At 67.1% G+C, this 19,870-nt stretch carries 17 protein-coding genes; 7 read left to right on the plus strand and 10 right to left on the minus strand.

All coding sequences use genetic code 11. From position 1 onward, the window contains the following. The coding region (locus CBF90_RS17090) for a chaplin family protein (protein ID WP_088381104.1) at positions 1-1,209 on the plus strand (1,209 nt) is incomplete at its 5' end. Positions 1,210-1,470: 261 nt separating this feature from the next. Here CBF90_RS17090 and rplI read toward each other — a convergent pair. Genes rplI through rpsF form a run of 4 tightly spaced genes read right to left on the minus strand, consistent with a single transcriptional unit; the run spans position 1,471 to position 3,141 of the window. Next, positions 1,471-1,923 (minus strand): 50S ribosomal protein L9, encoded by a 453-nt coding sequence (gene rplI / locus CBF90_RS17095; protein WP_023953547.1) that lies wholly within the window; start codon positions 1,921-1,923, stop codon positions 1,471-1,473. Positions 1,924-1,934: 11 nt separating this feature from the next. Then, complete coding sequence (rpsR, locus tag CBF90_RS17100; protein WP_023953545.1) at positions 1,935-2,189, minus strand: 30S ribosomal protein S18; 255 nt, start codon at positions 2,187-2,189, stop codon at positions 1,935-1,937. A gap of 59 nt (positions 2,190-2,248) precedes the next feature. Beyond that, positions 2,249-2,779, minus strand: coding sequence for a single-stranded DNA-binding protein (locus CBF90_RS17105; protein ID WP_023953543.1), 531 nt, complete (start codon positions 2,777-2,779; stop codon positions 2,249-2,251). Between the two features lie 5 nt (positions 2,780-2,784). Further along, positions 2,785-3,141, minus strand: a complete 357-nt coding sequence (gene rpsF, locus CBF90_RS17110; RefSeq protein WP_036305492.1) for a 30S ribosomal protein S6 — start codon at positions 3,139-3,141, stop codon at positions 2,785-2,787. Between the two features lie 175 nt (positions 3,142-3,316). Here rpsF and CBF90_RS17115 point away from each other — a divergent pair, with 175 nt between their 5' ends. After that, positions 3,317-4,303: a hypothetical protein gene (locus tag CBF90_RS17115; protein ID WP_088379791.1), complete on the plus strand. Its 987-nt coding sequence runs from the start codon at positions 3,317-3,319 to the stop codon at positions 4,301-4,303. Then, positions 4,300-5,523: a hypothetical protein gene (locus CBF90_RS17120; RefSeq protein ID WP_088379790.1), complete on the plus strand. Its 1,224-nt coding sequence runs from the start codon at positions 4,300-4,302 to the stop codon at positions 5,521-5,523. The genes CBF90_RS17115 and CBF90_RS17120 overlap by 4 nt, the downstream gene beginning before the upstream one ends. Positions 5,524-5,644: 121 nt before the next feature. Here the strand turns inward: CBF90_RS17120 and CBF90_RS18855 are convergent, their stop codons facing one another. Together CBF90_RS18855 and mobF are read right to left on the minus strand one after the other, a co-directional pair. Next, entirely contained in the window at positions 5,645-6,883 is a 1,239-nt protein-coding gene (locus tag CBF90_RS18855; RefSeq protein ID WP_141097122.1) for an Abi family protein, read from the minus strand. A 150-nt stretch (positions 6,884-7,033) separates the two neighbouring features. Beyond that, positions 7,034-9,910, minus strand: a complete 2,877-nt coding sequence (gene mobF / locus CBF90_RS17130) for a MobF family relaxase (protein WP_088379788.1) — start codon at positions 9,908-9,910, stop codon at positions 7,034-7,036. Positions 9,911-10,336: 426 nt separating this feature from the next. Between mobF and CBF90_RS17135 the strand changes: the two genes are divergently transcribed. Next, positions 10,337-10,645: a hypothetical protein gene (locus CBF90_RS17135; protein ID WP_088379787.1), complete on the plus strand. Its 309-nt coding sequence runs from the start codon at positions 10,337-10,339 to the stop codon at positions 10,643-10,645. Positions 10,646-10,661: 16 nt separating this feature from the next. Here CBF90_RS17135 and CBF90_RS18530 read toward each other — a convergent pair whose 3' ends face one another. Together CBF90_RS18530 and CBF90_RS17145 are read right to left on the minus strand one after the other, a co-directional pair. Beyond that, positions 10,662-11,153 carry a hypothetical protein gene (locus CBF90_RS18530; protein WP_172407772.1) on the minus strand — a complete coding sequence of 164 codons (492 nt, stop codon included), beginning with the start codon at positions 11,151-11,153 and terminating at the stop codon, positions 10,662-10,664. A 69-nt stretch (positions 11,154-11,222) separates the two neighbouring features. Next, on the minus strand, positions 11,223-11,528 hold the full coding sequence (locus CBF90_RS17145) for a hypothetical protein (protein WP_088379785.1): 306 nt from the start codon (positions 11,526-11,528) through the stop codon (positions 11,223-11,225). Positions 11,529-11,873: 345 nt separating this feature from the next. On the opposite strand from CBF90_RS17145, the gene CBF90_RS17150 reads away from it, so the two are divergent. From CBF90_RS17150 to CBF90_RS17160, 3 genes are all read left to right on the plus strand, one after another. Next, positions 11,874-12,461, plus strand: a complete 588-nt coding sequence (locus tag CBF90_RS17150; protein WP_088379784.1) for a hypothetical protein — start codon at positions 11,874-11,876, stop codon at positions 12,459-12,461. A 265-nt stretch (positions 12,462-12,726) separates the two neighbouring features. Then, the gene (locus CBF90_RS17155; RefSeq protein WP_088379783.1) at positions 12,727-14,163 is read left to right on the plus strand and encodes a hypothetical protein; all 1,437 of its coding nucleotides are present in this window, start codon (positions 12,727-12,729) and stop codon (positions 14,161-14,163) included. After that, on the plus strand, positions 14,156-14,917 hold the full coding sequence (locus tag CBF90_RS17160; protein ID WP_141097120.1) for a DUF4238 domain-containing protein: 762 nt from the start codon (positions 14,156-14,158) through the stop codon (positions 14,915-14,917). Before CBF90_RS17155 ends, CBF90_RS17160 begins: the two co-directional genes overlap by 8 nt. 113 nt (positions 14,918-15,030) lie before the next feature. Here the strand turns inward: CBF90_RS17160 and CBF90_RS17165 are convergent, their stop codons facing one another. Together CBF90_RS17165 and CBF90_RS17170 are read right to left on the minus strand one after the other, a co-directional pair. Continuing rightward, positions 15,031-18,660 (minus strand): lipopolysaccharide assembly protein LapB, encoded by a 3,630-nt coding sequence (locus CBF90_RS17165; protein WP_141097119.1) that lies wholly within the window; start codon positions 18,658-18,660, stop codon positions 15,031-15,033. Positions 18,661-19,153: 493 nt separating this feature from the next. Further along, positions 19,154-19,669, minus strand: a complete 516-nt coding sequence (locus CBF90_RS17170) for a hypothetical protein (protein WP_088379780.1) — start codon at positions 19,667-19,669, stop codon at positions 19,154-19,156. Positions 19,670-19,870: the final 201 nt, after the last annotated feature.

Consider the following 19,870-nt stretch of genomic DNA (forward strand, 5'->3'; position numbering starts at 1 on the left):
GGCGTCCTCGGCGGCACCCAGGTGCTCGCCCCGGTCACCGCACCGATCGACCTGAGCGGCACCGCCGTCTCGGTCATCGGAGACGCGACCAGTGACACCACCACCGGTGGCACCACCGCTGGCAGCAACGGTGGCATGACGGGCACCACGCCCGAGGCGACCACCGACGGCACCGACGGCATCCTCGGCGGCACCCAGGTGCTCGCCCCGATCGTCGCACCGATCGACCTCAGCGGCACCGCCGTCTCGGTCATCGGAGACGCCACCACCGACACCACCACCGGTGACAACGGCGCTGGCAGCATCGGCGGTTCCTCGGCCGACGCGTCGACCGACGGCACCGAAGGCGTCCTCGGCGGCACCCAGGTGCTCGCCCCGGTCACCGCACCGATCGACCTGAGCGGCACCGCCGTCTCGGTCATCGGAGACGCGACCAGTGACACCACCACCGGTGGCACCACCGCTGGCAGCACCGGCGGCATGACGGGCACCACGCCCGAGGCGACCACCGACGGCACCGACGGCATCCTCGGCGGCACCCAGGTCGTCGCCCCGGTCACCGCACCGATCGACCTCACCGGAACCGCCGTCTCGGTCATCGGCGACGCGTCCAGTGACACCACCACCGGTGGTAACGGCGGCACGACGGGCACCACGAGCGGCGCGTCGACCAGCGGCTCGGACAGCATCCTCGGCGGCACCCAGCTGGTGCTCCCGATCACTGCCCCGATCTCGCTGACCGGAACCGCGATCTCGGTGATCGGCGATTCGACCACCGAGGTCGTCACCCCGGCCGGCCCGGGAACCGACCCGGGCACGGACCCCGGAACCGACCCCGGAACCGACCCGGGCACCGACCCCGGAACCGACCCGGGCACCGACCCCGGAACCGACCCGGGCACCGACCCCGGAACCGACCCGGGCACCGACCCCGGAACCGACCCGGGCACCGACCCCGGAACCGACCCGGGAACCGACCCCGGAACCACGCCCAGCACGGATGGCAACGGCGGAGCTCCCGCGGTTCCGACCGCGTCGAGCACGACGGACACCGCTGTGGTCGGCACGACGGCCTCGGCAGCGTCGGCTCGCCCGCTGATGCTCGCCAAGACCGGCGGTGAGGCTCCGATGGGTCTCGGCATCGGCGCCCTGGCGCTGACGCTGATGGGGCTCGTCCTCGTCGCTCTGCGCCGCCGCGCGACGGTCTGATCCCGACAGGAGTCAGTTTCGGATACAGCGGATGCCGCGGGCCTCGGCCTGCGGCATCCGCTCCGGCCTGCCCGCGGGGCACGCCATCGACGCGCACGCCACCGCGCCGGGATGCAAGGGATCTGCACCGACACCCCGGCGCTCGGCATCCGCTCTCGGGGTGTCGGCCCGCAAACCTTGCATCCCGGCCCGCGGCACACCCCGGAAACGACGGATGCCGCGAACCCGAAGGTCCGCGGCATCCGTACGGTGCGCCAGGGATTACTTGGCGGCGACCACCTGCAGGGTGATCACAGCGGTGAGGTCGTCACGCAGGCGAATGGTCGCCTCGTGCTCGCCCACGGCCTTGATCGGCGAGGTGATGTGGATCTTGCGCTTGTCGAGGTCGCCCAGACCAGCGGTCTTGACGGCGTCAGCCACGTCGGCGGGCTTGACTGCACCGAACAGACGGCCTTCGGCGCCGGCCTTGACCGACAGCTTGACCTTGTTCGACTCGAGGTTGTTCTTGAGGGCCACGGCCTCTTCGTGGTCGTGGATCGCGCGGGCGTCGCGAGCGGCGCGGATGGACGCCACCTGCTTCTCGCCACCGCGGGTCCAGGCCACAGCGAAGCCCTGGGGGATGAGGTAGTTGCGGGCGTACCCGTTCTTGACCTCGATGACGTCACCGGCGCTTCCGAGCCCGGCGACCTCGTTCGTGAGAATCAGCTTTGCCATGTCGGTGCTCCTTACCGGCCAGCGCCGGCGTAAGGCAGGAGCGCCATTTCGCGCGCGTTCTTGATCGCCTTGGCGATCAGACGCTGCTCCTGCACCGAGACACCGGTGATACGACGGGCGCGGATCTTCCCACGCTCCGAGATGAACTTGCGGAGCGTCGAAACGTCCTTGTAGTCGATGACGCCGACGCGGATCGCCTTCGCGGGGGCCGCGTTCTTCGCGCCCTTCCGCGGCTTGCGGCGGTCGCCGGTTGCCTTTCCAGCCATTGTTTTTCCTTACGAGAGTGATGATCGGATGCCGCTGCGCGCAGCATCCGGAATCCGATTCAGAACGGGGTGTCGTCGCCGTAGGAGGCGCCGCTGGTACCCGGTGCGCTCCACGCGTCGGGAGCCGAAGAACCCGGGGTCGCCCACGGCTCCTCCTGCACCTGCTGCTGCGGGCGCGACTGCTGACCGCCGCCGAAGCTTCCGCCGCCACCACCACCGGAGCCGGATGCGGCGCGCGTGACCTGTGCGGTCGCGTAGCGCAGCGAGGGGCCGATCTCGTCGACCTCCAGCTCGATCGCGGTGCGGTTCTGGCCCTCACGGTCCTGGTAGGAGCGCTGACGCAGGCGGCCGGTCGCGACGACCCGCATGCCCTTGGTCAGCGAACCCGCCACGTGCTCGGCGAAGTCACGCCACACGGACGCGCGGAGGAACAGCGCTTCGCCGTCCTTCCACTCGTTCGCCTGACGGTCGAAGGTGCGAGGAGTCGAGGCGATCGTGAAGTTCGCCACCGGCAGTCCGTTCTGCGTGTAACGCAGCTCGGGGTCTGCCGTGAGGTTGCCCACGACGGTGATGACGGTCTCGCCGGCCATGAGCCTTACGCCTTCGCAGCCTTAGCGGGGGCGGCAGCCTTGCGAGCGGCCTTCGCCTCGGAGCGCGCCTTCTCGGCGGCGACCTGTGCGATGGCCTCCTCGGCGCGCAGGACCTTGGTGCGCATGATCGACTCGCTCAGCTTCAGCTGGCGGTCGAGCTCCTGCGTGGTCTCGCTCGTCGCGGTGAAGTTGACGACGGCGTAGATGCCCTCGTTCTTCTTCTGGATCTCGTACGCCAGGCGGCGACGGCCCCAGATGTCGATGTTCTCGATGGTTCCGCCGTCATTCGTGATGACCTTGAGGAACTTGTCAAGGTTGGGAGCAACCTGACGCTCATCGATCTCGGGCTGGAGAATCACCATGAGCTCGTACTGGTACGTGTGCGTCACTGACCCACCTCCTTCGGACTAGAACGGCTCCCGGGCGTTTCCCGGAAGCAGGAGGGTGTGTAGCACGTGCCCGACCGAGGTCGGACAACCACAACAGCTTACCTGATCGCGCGTGATGCCGCCGACCGGTCACCGGTAGCGTGGGCGCATGGAGTGGATCGCGGATGTCTCGACCGGCGACTGGCTGCGCGAGCGCATCGACGATCCGTGGCGAGGGACGGTCCACGACGTGGTGCCGCGGGGCTTCGAGGCGTACGCGCGCATCCTGCATCCGGCATCGGTTCAGTCGCGTGCGGACGGCGCGCCACTCCCCCCGTTCGACGCGTGGGTCGAGATGCCGTGGCAGCAGTCGCAGCAGGTGGCGGCAGACCTCGTCACCGATCCCGCCACATGGGCCGAGACCGCCGCCGCGTTCGGGACGACGCTGCATCCGCTGGCGCAGTGGGACTCGATCGTGCGCTCGCCCGAGTTCGGCACGAACCAGCGCAGCGCGCCCGACGGCCGGTGGTTCGCCGCACCCGGGATGGGCGATCTCGACCCGCACCACATGGCGGTTCTCGCCCGCGAGCTGATCGGGCACACGTCGACACCGGATGACGTGACCGCGGGCCTCTGGGAAGGCCGGGGCGGCCTGCTCGGGCACCTCGGACGCGCCCCGTCGCGCACGGTCTTCCAGCCCGGCGACCCCGACGACGCGACCCTCGCCCGCCACAACCGCATGCTCGGGTCGTCGATCGGCGACCGCTTCAACAGCGTCTTCCGCAAACCCACCTGGCAGGAGGGCATCCTCTCGCGCGAGATCTCGGAAGGACCACGGCTGAGGCTGCCGGAGTGGGCGTTCGTCCTGTTCCGCGGCGCTGTCGACGAGTTCGCCGACGACGACTGGGAGCTGCGGATGCCGTGGCGCGACCTCGCCGCCGAGGCGATGGGAGCCGTGCCGACGTCGCAGAGCCCGAGCCTGCTCTGGCCCGCGGACCGCGCCTGGGTCATGGTCTCGGAAGTCGACTTCGACTCGACGATCGTCGGCGGCTCGAGGGAGCTCGTCGACGCGATCTGCCGCTCCCCCGAGCTCGAAGCCCTGCCCCTGCCGGCCGACGCATCCCTGTCGTGGGGAGCAGACGAGGTGAATCGATGAGCGTCCCGTTCGACCCCCGGCCCCTGCTCGAGCCGGTGTCGCCCGCCACCGCACGTGCGTTCCGGAAGCATCTGGCCGACAGCGGCCGGCTTCCCGGCGGGTCGGGCACCGCCGGCGTGATCATCGCGATCGTCGTCATCGTCTTCGTCGTGCTGGTGTTCGGCGGAGTCCTGTCGGCCATCGTCGGCGGTCTGGTGGTCGCCATCGGGACGCAGTCGGGTTCCGGTGCGGTGGTCTCGCTGGCGCCCGTCATCCCCCTCGTCATCCTGATCGCGCTCGCGGCGCTCATCCCGTTCTTCGTCCGCCGACAGCGCGCTGCGCAAGCCGCGGTCTGGTACCGGCTCGACGGGTTCGCGCGGGCCAACGGCATGAGCTTCGAGCCGCAGCGGCCCCAGCCCCCGCTGCCGGGCATGATCTTCTCGCAGGGGTCGGGCCGGATGGCATCCAATCTCGTCCGCGGCGACCAGCCGCGTTTCGTCGAGTTCGCGAACTACCGCTACACGACCGGGTCGGGCAAGAACCAGCAGACGCACACGTGGGGCTACGTCGCGGTGCACCTGTCGACTCCCCTGCCGCACATCGTGCTCGACGCGCTCGGCAACAACGGGCTGTTCGGCTCGAACCTCCCCGTCGCGTTCGACCGCGACCAGCACCTGAGCCTCGAGGGCGACTTCGACCGGTACTTCCGCCTCTACTGCCCGCGCGGATACGAACGCGACGCGCTGTACCTCTTCACGCCCGACATCATGGCGCGGTTCGTCGACAACGCCGCGGCACTGGATGTCGAGATCGTCGACGACTGGCTCTTCTTCTACGGAAAGCGCGACTTCTCGACCCTCGACCCGGCCACCTGGTCGTGGCTGTTCGGCGCCGTCGGCGCAATGATCGACAAGTTCGCACAGTGGGAGCGCTGGCGCGACGACCGGCTGGCGGCGCCGGCGGCATCCGGTGCGGGGGCGGCGCCGGGCGGTGCCGCGGAGGCCGCGACCGCTGGGCCGGCTGCGGCGGGACCGGGTGCGGCTGCCGGCTCCGCACCTGCGCTGCCCGTCACGCCGCCGCCGGGACTGCTGCGGCCGCCGCCCGGTGTCGCGGCCCCCGGCCAGCGGCTGAAGAAGAGCGTTCCCTGGATGGCGGTGGTCGTGGTGCTGCTCATCGTCACGGTCGGTGCCATCGGCCCAGTCATCGCCTTCATCGGCGGGATCTTCGCCGCCGTGCGCTGACCCGGTCGGCGGGGCACCCGTGTCGCGCGTTCGGTCGGTCGAGGTCCCATCTGGGCCGGGAATCACCTCCCGATACCCGGCCGAACTGGGACCTCGCCGAGCACCGCCGGGCGAATCCGCGTCAGAGGTAGGCGCGGTGGTAGCGAGGCTCGAGCGACGCCGCGCCCGTGAGAGCGAGCTCGGCACGGCGGGCCCAGTGGGGGTCGCGGAGCATCTCGCGGCCGAGGAGGACGAGGTCGGCGTCGCCGTCGGCGACGATCCGGTCGGCATGCCGCGGGTCGGTGATGACACCGACGGCGGCGGTCGGAACCCCGGCGGCTCGAACCACGGCTGATCCCGGCACCTGATAGCCGGGCGACGGGGAGTACTCTGCACCGGCGACGAGTCCCCCCGACGAGCAGTCGACGAGATCGACCCCGGCTGTGTGCAGGCGCCGCGCGAGCTCAGCACTGTCGGCGGCCTGCGACCCGCCCGGAGCGACGTCGTCGACCGACAGCCGCACGATGAGCGGCATACCCTCGGGCATCTCCGCCCGCACCGCGGCGACCGTCGCGAGCAGGAGGGCCGCCCGGTCGGCACCCCACCGGTCGTCGCGGCGGTTCGTCACCGGTGAGAGGAACTCGTGCAGCAGGTACCCGTGCGCGCCATGGAGCTCGATCGCGTCGAAGCCGGCGGCGATGTTCCGCACGACAGTGAGCTGCTCGAGCCACCGGGCGCGGGGATGATTTTTCAGAGCCTTGCGACGCTGGAGCGGCTTGAGCGCTTCGAGGTTGATGCGTATGCCAAGCCCCTCCGCGACCGCGTATTGGTCAGCAGCGGACATGCCGTCGAGGAGTATCGACACGTCGGAGAAGTCGAGAACGTCGACCAGTACCCAGATCGGGATGACACCGCCGTACTGCTCGGCATGATGGCGAATGAAGGCCGAGCGCTTCGCGGCGCGGTTGACACGCGAGCGAGCGTCGGCGAGCCAGGCCGCGTGGTCGAAGCTCTCGCGGAAGACCGCTGGGTTTTCGTGCGCGAGCGGATCACGAGCACCGAGCACATAGCTGACATGACTCCGCAGCGCGACCTCGACGCGCTCGAGACCGTCATGGACGAGCGTTCGGAGCTTCCTGTCGAACTCGTAGAGGTCGGCGATGGTGGAGAAGGTTGTCCCCGGTAGGAACTCGTCGGTGCGCAGCAAGTTGCCTTGGCCGTCGTTACCGAGCGCGCGGTAGATGTACCAATATCCGCTAAGCCGGTAGTAGTTGACCGCTCGCAGCCACCGTGCGGGATCTCCGTCGATTTCCATGCCGCGGCTGCGCAGTAGCTCGATCTGCTGATCGATCGTGAGGTACTGCTTCACAGAGGGCGACACGGGGCCATTGTCGCAGCCCGGAAAGAAATCCAGCCCACACCGGAGATCCGGGCGGGCTGAACGATTGAGTCCAACGTAACACGTCTCGGGGACATCGGGCGGGGAGAGCGACGAGCACTGGCTTGTCGGCGCCACCGGGGCTGTCCTCTTCTACCGTTCCAGCCCGCGACCACGCGCTGCCTGTCGAGCTTGCTCGGCATCGCGAGCGATGCGTGTGGCTTCCGTGTCGTGTGCAGCGCGCGCGGCGGCTTCGGGGGTGCGTCCGGAGGCCGACCGGGTCGCCGCGGCCTCCTCGGCGCTGTCCGCTGCCGCGTCGGCGGGTGCCGCGGCACGGGGGGTGGGGCGTTCGACGTCGACGCCCCACCAGGCTGCTTGCTCGCGCTGGCTGTCGGTGATGGTGCGGCGGGTTCCGACCATGCCGTCGAGGTCGCGGGCAGCGCCGCCGGCCTTGGCCGTGACGCCGCGGTCTCCGACCTCACGTTGCATCGCACCGACGAAAACTTCCTTCGCCTGCTCGGGAGTTCCGGCGACAAGGTGGAGGGTGTTGGACGCGCGGCCGCGGGTGGCGGAGACGTAGACCGCGGATGCGTTGGACGCGTCGGTGACGATGCCGTGTCCGGCCTGCACTGTTGCGCCTTGGACGCCGAACTCGGTTGCGGCGTACGCGAGGTGGGTGTGCTGCTTGACGTAGTCAGCGGGCAGCTGGACCTTGCGCTTTCCGTCGCTGACGGTGACGGACTGGTCGGGGTGCACGCGTTGGACCTTCCACACCTCGCAGTTCGCCACGCGTAGTTCGGTGTTGTTCTTGCGGGTCATGAGGCGGTCGCCGTTGCGGATGGTGAGCATGTCGCTGCCGGTGACCTCGACGGCGGGCGCGGTGGTGTGGCCGGCCTCGGCGTGGGCGCGCTGGACGAGGGCGTTGAGCGCATTTGCTTCTTCGTTGGTGGCCGTGGCGATCGCGACGGATGCGCCTGCCCGGGCCCGGGCGATCGCGTCGGCGGCGATCGTTTCGTGGGCGGCTTCCATCGTGTCGTGAACGACGAGATTGCCGCGCTCGTAGAGCCGGTCGAAGAGTTCTTCTGGTCGTTCGCGGGAACGCATCTGCAGCGTGAGCTCGGCGTACTGGCGGTCTTGGAAGCGGTGGAGGTCTGTCAGGTCCAGCGGTTGCGGGTGGGCCTCGACGGCCATGTCGAGGACACCGCCGCGGCCGACTGCCGGCAGCTGTGCGCGGTCGCCGACGAGTGCGAGAAGGGCGCCGTTCTCTTCGGCGATTTCGACCAGGGCGTGCGCGATGTCCTGGTCGATCATTCCGGCCTCGTCGACGACGATCCGGGTCTGGTCGTCGACGTGGAAACCCTCGGATGGCCCGTCGTAGGCGCGTTGCGTGAGCGGGTCGATGTCGCCGTGCTGGAGTCGCTTCCAGCGGCCGAGCGCGTCGCGCCGGAACCCGTGTTCGTGGGCGAGCTTGTGCGCGGACGACGCCGGTGTGCCGAGCGCTTCGCCGGCTTCTTGCGCGGCGCGCAGCGTGGGTGCGGCGACGACGAAGCGACGTCCGTTCTTCGCGGCGATCTTGGCCGCGGTCTTGAGCATCGTCGTTTTGCCGGCGCCGGCGGCCCCTTCAACAACGACGAGGGGAGCTTTGCCCCCGAGCGCGCGTGCCGCGTCGGACTGCGCCTGCGAGAGCTTCCCGATCGTGCGCTTCCCGAGGACGAGTTCGGACGCGCGAGCGCGCGCTGCGAAGACAGAGCGGAGCTTCGTTTCGACCTCGACAACACGGTCGGAAGTGATCCAGCGAACCCAGTCGGGGACGTCCTCGACGCGGATATCAAGGCGCCTGAGAGCGTCGGCTGTGGTGGCGGCGGTGGACTTCACCCACGCCTCGATCTCGGGGCGGGACGCGACGACACCCGACTTGCCGAGAACGACACCGATCTCGCCTTCGAGGTCCGCAACGGACCAGGCGGACTTTATCCCTTCGAGGGCAGCGACCGCATGTTCAGCGACCTGCGCACGGTCGACGTCGTCGAGCGCGATTGGCTCTTGCGGCTCGCCGCCGCCGAAGTCCTCGGTCTGCAGCCCGGCGTGCTCCAGCTCGCTGAGCCATCGATCTTCGGCGCGGCCTGGAGCGTGCACCTTCTGAGGACGGTCGATCGCCCATGCCTTCTGATCCCACTCGCGGATCAGGCCGGGGATGGGCTCTTCTCCCGGGTTGAGCTCGCGCCATTCCTGCTCGAGAAGGGAGACGTTGTTCTGCACCTGCAGCGCACGCTTGGACATCACCTCGGCGTGCTGAGCGAGCTCGACGACCTTGCCCGTCGACGCGTCGAAGGTAAGTCCTGCAGAGCGCAGCGCCTGGCGGAGACCGGCGTGCGAGTTGATGACGGCCTCCGCGATCCCGCGGAGCGCGCCCTGCTGCTTGAGAGTCGCGGCGGTGTGAAGGCCGCGCCACTTTCCGTCTGCGAAGACGCGCGTGTTCCATTGCACGTGGATGTGACGGTGGGGGTCACCGGCGCGTGAGGTGCGGTGTACGACGGCGACCTGCTCAAGCCGTTCGACGGGCACGAACTCCTGTGCACCGCGTGGCCCCACGCGGGTGACAGAGTTCTGCGCCATGTAGGTGCCCATCGTCTTCACCGCCTCGGCTTGCGCAGCATCGAGCGCGGCGGAGACTTCGGGGAAGAGGGCCGCGGCGACGGACAGCGACTTGTCGCAGTTGACCGTCATCTCAGCGAACCGCGGCGAAGCAGGCCGGACGACGACGTCGCCGTTCTTGTCGATGCGGACCTCGTCGCGAGGATCGCCCCGAACCTCTCCGGTGAGCGGGTCACGCCAGTCGACCCACGACTGGTACGCGTCGCCGTCGAGCTGCGCCTCAGCGCGCACAGTGCCGGTGGTGTCGTAGGCCGACCATTCGGCGATCGCGTCGCCGTTTTCGAGGTAGTACTCGTCGGCGTGCGAGTGATCCGATTCCAGGTACGCGCGAGCGGTGGAACCGGGACCCCGGTAGAAGACAACACCCCCACGCACGCCGCCAGAATACTATGGGCAAGCCCGTAGCATACGTGCATCTGATTTCAGGGTCTCTCGAAGAGAGGCAAGCTGGAAGCGGATCAGGTGAGATGCTGTCGAGAAGTCTTGGACTTACGGACGTGGCAATACTCGGAGCTTCGCTTCCTCTCAGAGAGAGGTTCGCGGAGATTCGACCTGCGCAACGTGCCCTCGGCAACGGCACCCCGCACCCAACCGGCATACCCAACCAGTCGCCTACAGACCTCACCGCGACGGCCACGCGCACCAGGACCAAGCCGACCGCGAGCTAGGCTGTGCTCCACCGATTTCAGCTTCCGCGGCAATGCCGCGCACCGCCTGTAGCGGGCGTTAGGTTTCGGGGTCAGGGCAGCGTGGGGCGCACCGGTTTCAGCGCCACACGGGTCGCGACGTATGGTGTCGCCCATGGAGCGCAACATCCGCGAATTTGTCGATGCACAGGTCTCCGAGAAGATCGCGAAGGGCGAAGCCCTCGCGCATCGGATGAAGACCGCCGAAGACGCAGCAGCAGCACTCGAAGAAGCCAACCGCGAGGTCACAGCAGCGCGGCGCGAAGCGCTCGCGGCCGGCTGGACCGAGAACGAGCTCAAGCGCCTCGGGCTTGCGCCCGCACGCGCGGCGCGGGCGCGCAAGCGCACCACGAAGCCCGCGCCGGCCGCGCCGAACAACGCCGCCGCCGGCGGCGGCAACGAAGAGCACCCCTACGGTCAGTAGCGTGTTGGTTTCGAGCTCACCACAACGTGGGGTGGTCGAAACCGACAAGGGAAACGGCGCGCGTCATGCGTTCCTCATCCCATCCGTGATCGCGGACAGTGTCTCGCAGACGTCGAGCACGGGCGACGCGATCGGCGCGAGGGAGCGAGGCGAATCGCTCGCTCGTGAAGCGGTTGCGGTGACGGCCGGCACGGGCGGCATCGTCCTGGTTCGCGGCCGCGTCACCGACACGCAGGTGCGACGCGGCTGGGTCGACGTCGACGTGCACGCACAGCGGCACGTCGCACCGATGCAGCAGCATCACATCCGGTGTGAGATTCACGCCGGTGAGGTGTCGGTAGAGGAACCGTTGCGGGCGCATCGTGCGCTGGCCGGCGCCGTCGCCGGCAGTCCAGAACCGGCCGTATCCGTCATCGCCGACAGCGCCGGTCCAGACCCAGCAGTCGTCGCGCCGAGGGCCGCGCACGACGTAGGACCAGAAACGGTCGACGTCGGACATTCGGCCCATGCGGTTATCTCCTCGCAGTGTCTGTACGGCCGAACCTACCGGGCTTGCGCCCGGTAGGCCGAGCCGGCCTCATGCCATCGGGTCGGGCAGCTCGAACAGCTTCCACATCGCCTGACGGAAGTCCTCGATCGACGAGTGCTTCAGCACCACCTCGTCGAACCCCTCACGGGTAGTCACCGACGTGTACCCGGTCTCCATACCGTCCGTGCGCTCGATGATGACTCGCGTCCTCGCGACCGGGCTCCACAACAGCTCCGCCATGTCCCCGTGCTGCGGGTCCATGCCGCCCTGGAAGTAGGGGATCGGCGCGGGCATCGGGGCCTCGTAGGCCCAGAAGTGGAGGGCGTCGCGCAGGGTGCGGAACGTGGTGCACATGGTGAGTCTCCTTCGTTGTTCTTGGTCGGTGTGAGAGCAAGAGAACGAAGCGGCGGAACGAAGTGCCATGACGCAGCGGTAAGCGGACTGAGGAGCGAAGCGACGAGGGAGCATTAAGGAGCGAAGTCGTGGCACGCAGAGACCGAGCGTAGTTATCGTGGCGAAGCACCGATCCAAGAACAACGAAGGAGACGGGACCTCCCACCACGAGCTCAGCGGCTGTGGAACCGTCTTCGCGGTTCTCCGAGACATCGCATGAAGCGGTCCGTATCGACTGTCTGAACGCGCTGCATCACGCCGTCTTCCACGACGTCGCATGTCGGGGCTGCTCGATAGCGTTGCCACGTGACCTGGGCAGAGAAGGAGTGGGTGGACGCCTCGGAGCGTCAGCAAAGCACGATCGCGACCGCCGTCGTAACCGCGTTTCTCGCGGTCGGCGCTGTGCTTTACGGAGTCGGGCTGTTCACCGCGGCCACGAGTGGCAAGGGGCAGCTGTTGATCGCCGGGGGCATTCTCGTACTGCTCGCGACCGCATACGCAGCAATGGCCCTCTTCTCATTCCGGCCGACGCAAGGCGCGCCGGCATCGCAGACGATCTTTCACATCTCGCCGGCTATCTGGGCGGTAGGCGACCCGGTGACGCTCGAAGTGGCCCGCTGCAGCAAGAAGCAGGCGGTCGCGGAAAGGTGGCGGCCGCGACGGGCCCGGCTGGTCTACTTCTTCCGCCAGCGCCCGACGCTCGGGCACGCGCGCGGACAGTCGTTCTCGGGCGGCCGGCACAAGCCCCGCTACCTGTACGAACTCGAGCTGCAGCACCCGATCGACGCGCTATACGGTCGTGGCGCTGTGATCGCCTCTCCCCAGGACGTGAGCGTCGTCGTGGTTGCCCGACAGGAACTCGGCTCGTCCTGGAGAGGCAAAGCTGGCCGCTGACCGAACCAAGAACGACGAAGGGACGGGACCTCCCACCACAGACTCGCCACGGCGACCATGCAATCTCGTCTCCTCGAGGTGGCTCGGAAGCATCTGAGCGGTGAACCACCACCTCAGGCTGGGGGCCCCACCCAGTAGCGATTGCTCGCTAGCTTCCGGAGCCGTTTGTCAGTCCAGAGCGCCGACGCGTCGGCCTAGCCGAGCTACCCAACCTGCCAGCCCTGCGTTCGATCACGCCCGCTAACCCCACCAATAGAGTGATGATGTGTCCATCATCCTGACCGCCGACGTGTTCACCCCGGCGAAGCTACCGACCGTCACCGACGTCGACCGCACGGACGTGTCTAGCGAACTGTCGCGCTGGGTCAACCGAGGAGGCTACTTCGTGTCGCTTCTCGGCACCACCAAGCTCGGCAAGACCACTCTGGTGAAGAGCTTTCTCGCAATGTTACCGAAGGACTCATGGTCGGTGTACCTGCCGGGGCAAAGTCTGGGTAGCGGCGCTGACGATCTCTGGTTGAAGCTTGCTCAACAGCTCCAGATTCCGACGTCGAAGGAGTCTGGTCTGGCGAGCAGTGACAAGACGAGCTGGGGCTTCCTCGCACGTCTGCAGGTGAGCTTGTTCGGTGCAGGATCTGCGGTCCAGAGCAACGTTACGAGTGAGCAGCAGGACAGCAGTTCCTCCGTCCAGAAGTTCAACGTCGACCCGTCGGTCGCCGTCACCGAGGCGGTCGAGCTGCTCCGCGCGAACAACCGGCAGGTTGTCATCGCGATCGACGATTTCCACTTCGTAACCGACGCTGCGGCACGACGAGCCATCGTGCTCGCGCTTCGTCCGCTCGCGGACCTCGGGTGCGCCGTCATCCTCAGCACGATTCCCGGGGGTGAGCTCGACACCGCGTTCTCGACAACGAACACCGGCGGGCGCCGGAAGACCGTGAGAGTACCCCGCTGGGGCGTTGACGAACTCGAGCAGATCGCGACACAGGGGCTCAAGGCGCTGCGCTTGTGGGCCGCGCCGGACTTGATCACCAACCTCGCTGAACAGAGCTTCGGCAGCCCGCAGATCATGCAACAGCTGTGTCTCGACCTCTGCGAGATGGAGAACGGCATCTACCGCAGCGACGAGCGCGCCCCTGTCGAGGAGGTCCGCGCCCCCGACGACATAGACAAGTTCTTCCGGTCCCTGGAGGACGACGAAGCGCTGGGCTGGCTAGCTAAGCTTTCCGCCGGGCCGGACCCGCGTCGTAAGCGTGAGAAGAAGTCGTACCCCACCGACCCACCAGCGGAGCTCGACGGCTATCAGCTGATCATGCAGTCGCTACACGATTTCGGCTCGCCACACGAGCTGCCGCTGTCAGAGCTGAAGCGACACGTGGGCGACCGTCTAAAGATCGACGGCAAGGAGCTCGGCCGACTCGCACTCGAATTGAAGGCTCGCAATCTCGGTCTACTCGCGTCGAAAGACACCACGTCAGCGCTGGAAGCGCAGAACCGCACCGCCCCTGAGGATGCTCTGGATGACGAGAGCGACGACGAGGAGTTCGCGTTTGCCGAGCTCGTCGCAGCAGACGCCATACCTCAGCCAGTCTTTGAGCTGCAGGGCACCGGCATCCAGGCCACGATCCGCATCTTGGACCCGCTTCTCTCATACATGATCAAGTGGCACCCGGAGAAGATCGTCGAGTCGGGACGTGGATGACCGCGAGAGCGGGCCTGCCGCAGCGGGGCAAGGCAGCGCGAAGAAGGGCGTCAGACGCGCGCACATGGTTTCTCGGGGCTACTTGAAGGCCTGGGCAGATTCCCGTGGCGTGATCGAGGTCATCGACAAGCAGAAGGGCGAGAGGTACCCCTCGTCCATCAAGAATGCGACGATCGTCAGCTACGTCTACGACTCTTCCGTTCTCACCCAGGATCTGGAGGCCGAGTTCGCTGCAGTCGAAGATGCCGGCATCCCCGCGATCGACAAGCTCCGCCGCGGCGAGACCGACCTGTCGGCCGACGACATGCACGCCCTGATTGCCTTCCTCGACATGCACCTACACCGGGGACGGTACGCCGATCGCGCCGGCGTGCGGGTCCCAGCCCAGGTCCTGAGAACCGATGGGACAATCGAGGCCGCCGAACTCGCGCTCGGCGATCTCCTGACGCTCGCGCGGGGCCTGGACGACATAGTGCAGTTGCGTGATCTCGGCCTCGAGCACTGGTACTGGCAGATCCTCCTGCAGGAGCGGCCTCTTGCCACTGGTGACGGAGCGGTGATGTTGTGGTCCCCGGCGGAGGGATCGCCCGTGTCGACGGTCACGTTCCCGTTGTCGCCTACGCAACTCCTGGTCGTGGGGGAAGCGCTCCGAGAGCACCTCCCCATTAGCGCAGCGATCGCCAAGAACAGCAAGCGATGGCTCGTGGGGCTAAGGGGAACCCTCAATCTAGCGCGGCATCAGCCTTCAAGCTGACATAAGATCCCCTATCGGTGGCCTCGGCATCGGCTCTGTGTGTCCGGAAGTGTGGTCGATCGTCGAATTGCATCGCCAGCGAACGCACGCTCCGCTGATGCGCTAGTGGCTCTCTAGGGCCGGAGGATGATCGCGGTATATCGCGGCCTCTCGGACGCATCGAGCCCAGCCATTAATGCAAAAAGCCACCGCGTGGCGAGCATGCGGTCTGTGCTGGCAACGAATCGGAAACGGCGCTCGAGCTCGCGGACGAGCGGGTCTTCGTCGCTGGCGAGATTCAGTGCAGGGCCTGGGCTGCCTGTGCCACCAGGGCTGCCCGCGCCAGGGAGTGTGTTGGGGTTCTGCCGAGCGTCAGTGAAGCCCGCGTCCACGTACGCGAACGTCTGGGGCACAACCCACGGGGCTTTGAGGACTTTACCGGCGAGTATCGCGAGGTTGGACGCCATAGCGTTCTCATCCGGGGAGATGCGGATCATCCAGCGCACCGTCGCCGAGATCCACCGCTCCAGCCGTACTCCATCCGGTGTGTGCTGAGCGGCGTGCGAGAGCATGAAGTCGCACTTCGCTTCGGCGCGGGCGCCGTCAAGGTGCTCGACTACGCTCGCGACGTTCATTGCGGCGCCGGGCCGAAGTGTCATAGCCCTGGCGAAGATGTCCTCATCGAAGTCGACATGTACGTACCGCTCGGCCACGAGGTGCGCTCGCACCTGTCTCACGATGTCGGACGCGAGCCGGCCGTCCTCCTCGAGGACGTCCAATAGTGCGGGGGTCGAGAATGTCCGTACTCCAAAGTCAGCGGCCAGGATGTTCAAAGTTCGGTCATCAGACCACAGCGCTCGTACGTCGCTCGCGACAGCTGCTGCCGCGTACCAGGTGTCGTCTTTCAGCTGCTCCGCGCGATCGCGGGTGGTCGTCCGTGGGCGCTCGTGCCGGGCCAGGGGCCGCATCAGTTCCACGAGCGCGGATAGGCGGCTGACGTCGAGACTCGCCTCGTCTGTGAAGCGGGCCCGGAGCGCGACGGGGCCGCGCATCCCACCCGTGATCGAAGTCGCGTAGCCGAATCGCTCAGCCCGCGAGAGCCCGGAGACCGCGTCGCGAAACTGATCCGCCGATACGCCCAGGCCGGCGAACACACCCGTGAGACCCAGCCTCAACTCCTCGGGCAGTGTCGCTAAGAAGAACAGCGATGTGGTGTCCGCCACCACCGAGTTGGCGAGTGCGAGACGCGCGACGTTTCGTTCGAAGTCGTCGCCTCGCGAACTAAATCTCACGCCAGAGGCATGAGTCACGACGGCCTCGGCCAGGGTGCCTCCGTGGGCGTAGCTGACGGTGCCTACGGGCAGGAGGCCGGTGAAGATCTTCGCGTCGAACTCTGAGGTGTCCGGTCGCTCTCCCACCGCGTCAATGATTTGCGCCATCAACTTCGCCCCGGCAGCGGTATCGTCGTCGTCATCCTCGTCAATGGCTTCGAGACGCTTGATTGCCCCGTCCGGGAAGTCGCGGAAGTAGTTGCTGAAGAGCGCAGCTCGCGCGAGCTGTTCGGGGTCCTGGTCTCCGCCGTCGCCGTCGGGGTGTTGCTCCCGGAGGCCGTCATCCGGTTGGTCGTGTCGGAGCTCATCTGTCGGCTTTGCTGCCGGGGCTCTGCGCGGCGCGATGAGCAGCCCGACGATGCGGCGTCGGATGTACTCGTCCTCCGCCCAGTCGTTGGCAATGGCGACGAGATCTGCGGTGGCGCCGACGAGCTCGCCGTACTGCTCGTAGAGACCCAGCCACACGTGGATCAGCTGACGGCGGACCGGCCGTTGTCTATCCGTCAGGGTGTCCCACGTTCTCAGAGCTGCCTCGAACTCGCCGGCGTAGTACTGACAGGAGATGAGCGTCCAGACCGCGAGGGGGTCGTTGCTGCTTACCCGGACGAGATTCTCGGCCGCGTCGAGCGCTTTGCTCCAGATGCCGCTTGCTGAGTACAGCTCCACGAGTAGTGCATACGTCCGGGGATAGGCACCCCACTGGTGCGGGGCGTTGGCGCGAGCTTCCTCGGCGTCGTGCAGCGCTTCGTCGGGCTCATCTCGCTGCCACCGGACACGAGCCGCGGCGAGCCAAACGTCGGAGTCGTTCATTCGAGCGGCGGCAGCTTCAAGGGTGAGAGCTTGCTTCTCGGTCTCTCCCTGGGTCTGATAAATCTCACTCAGGATGAGGCTCAGATTGGCAGACGTATGCGCCGCGGCCTGCAGCCGGTCCATACCGCCGGAGGCTCCGCTCGCGGCGTCCGCGATCAGCCGCAGATGCTCGGCGAACACCGCGTTGCCAGCAGCGCGCTGCTTCTCTGCGAAGGGGTGGAATCTCCCGAGCCGCGCCAGCGCGAGCGCGAACGTTCCCTTTTCCTGGTAGTCGTCAGTGAGGTCGAGGGCGCTTTCGAAGTGGCGGGCAGCTGCTTCGTCGTCCTCGTCGGCCAAGGCGATCAGTGCTCGGAGGTGGCTTGCCGTCGCAGGTGCGAGGTCGGGCTCGTCAACGAGTGCTCGCCCCTGCTCGAGGTCACCGTTGTCGGCGTGCAGCAACGCCGCCGAGGCGCGGATCTTCAGGCTTGCCGCCTCCATCGGGGTCGCTTCACCATTCGGCTCAGCCGTGATCAGACTCAACGCGCGCAGCGGGTCGTTCAGCAACCGCGCGATGGTAGCTGCCAGAACGATCACGTTCACTGAATCGACTTGCCATTGCCGGAAGAGATCCCGAGCCTTGATAAGCAGCGCGAACGCGTCAGCAGTATTGCCCGCATGCAGTGCCGTGGACTCGAACAGCTGCTGGGCGACAAGGGATTGCGCGGCGATGATGACCGCGGCGGGGCTTCCGGTCTCCTCGAAGAGCGGCAGGGCGAGTCGAACCGCCTCTGCGTGATCGTTCTGGTTTGCGGCAAATCGCGCCAGCAGCAGAGACCGCGTGGCGGTCTCTGCTGCTGTTCTCGGGTCCCAGGCCTCGAGTACGTCGCGCGCTTGGTCGGTATCGCCCTTGAGCTCTAGCTGCCACGCCTTCACGAGAGCGTGTTCGGTGTCGCTAGGGGACTTCTGCGTGCTCTGGTGGCTGGGCTGACTGTTGCTGTCCCGCTCGCTGCGTCTGAGCCACTCGCGTCGGATCTCCCAGTAGCCGAGCGGGTGGGCGCCGAGTGTGAGCGCCTTGTCCAGGAACACTGCAGACGAGGATGCGGCGCCGGCGTCGTCGGCCAAGTCTGCTAGCCAGCACCAGACCTGCGCCGGGGCGTCGCTGAGGAACTGTGGCTCGCGGTGTGCCCACCCATCAAGCCGTGCGCTTCGATCTGGCCCGTCGAGGAGGCCGAGCACCGTGTCGAGGCGCGGCCACACCTGCTGTGCCTCGCGCGCGGCCAGTGCTCGCAAAGGGCGCATTCCGGTCAGGCGCGTCTCCCGGAGGGTTCGGTCGTGGTCACTCGTGACGACAGCGTCTTTAACAGAATCGATGCGCTCTCGAACGGATGCAGCGTTAGTGTTCGAGGCGACGACAGCGTCAGCCCGATCGGTGGCAGCCTGCTCGATCCAGCTGAACAGCTGGTCGCTCGTGACGGAGCTGTCTGCCGTGAACGCGTCCAGCGAATCGCGGAGGGCCGGACGCGCCGCATCGTCTCGCATCCTCTCGAGAAAATGTCTCGCATACAGATGCATCCTCAGAGCTCGAGTGTTCAACTCGAGGCCGTGCTCGCGTGCGCGCTTGCGAACGATGCGGACGACGCGCATCTCATAGGTGACCCACTTGCCAAACCACAGCCCGGGTCCTAGTAGCGCCGATAGCCATTCAGGCAAGGTGCCCCCTTTGCTCGCCTGCAACCGATCATGACACCTGGTACTCCTCAGGCGGCGAGACGGCACCGCATCTGACCGTGCATGGGGCGAGGAGTCGGCCTGATTAATGCTCCCGACGCTCGGAAATGCTGAGTTCGCTGGACGGAAACAGCGCACTGCCGATGCCGCAGCGCTACCTCCATGTCACATCGACGCCTTGAGTCGCGGTCTCCTCGACGGAGCTGAGCTTCCGATCCACCGGAAGACGTCCGCGCGTCCACTGACGCCGAGTCAGCAACATGATCCCTGCGAACCAGGAAACTGACATAATCATCAATATCAGAGAAAATAGCAGGTCAGGCCAGCTATCGACCGTTCTGCTTCATTGAGGACTGTGGGCTTGTGATGGCGAACTGCCATTAGCTCACGGGTGGCCCACAGCACTCTGTCAGTCCGCGTCGGCCACAGTGTCGACTTTGTTCTCACCTAGGGAGAGTTGCCGCGCCGTGTCGAGGCTGCCGAGGAGCGTCGTGCGAGCTTCCCCCAGCCGCCACTGCGTGATCGCGGTCGCCATGTGGCCCGCGGCGCTGCCGCGGGAGGAGGCCGGTGAATTCGCGACGTGACGCCAGGTCGCAGCGAGTCGATCAGCTACCTCGCGCTCGCCTCCGCTCGTGCGCATCCGCAGGACCTCGACCGCGATCGAAACGGGTGCGGCGTGTGGGAACGTACGCGCGAGCTTCTGGTCTCTCCCCCAACGCATCATGTTGAACTCCGCGTTGTAGGCCTGCACCGCTTCCACATGGTCCGCGATGCGGTTCAGCAAAGTCTCCACCGCCCGGTCCACGTCATCACGCGCCGCTGCGCGCCGCTGCAGTCGAAAAGCCAACCAGACGCCGAACACACCAATCGCGCCGCCCACGAGAGTCGCAAGCAGCTGCGGGACGAAACTGTCGAGGAAGCTCACCCCGCAACTTTGCCACTCGGCGCGCGTCGCACGGTGGGCGGCTCTCTGACTTCGAGTGGGCACGCTACAAGCTCCCAGCTCCGCGCCCGGCGCCCGGGCTCGCATGCCGCGATCCAGCCGGGCGTCGCAAGCACGCATTGACGCCTGCCCCTCCGCGTACGCTCAGACCATCCGAAGAGCAACACCCGAGGAGCAACGAAA

Source organism: Microbacterium sp. AISO3 (genome assembly GCF_002204305.1).
GTDB lineage: Bacteria > Actinomycetota > Actinomycetes > Actinomycetales > Microbacteriaceae > Microbacterium > Microbacterium arborescens.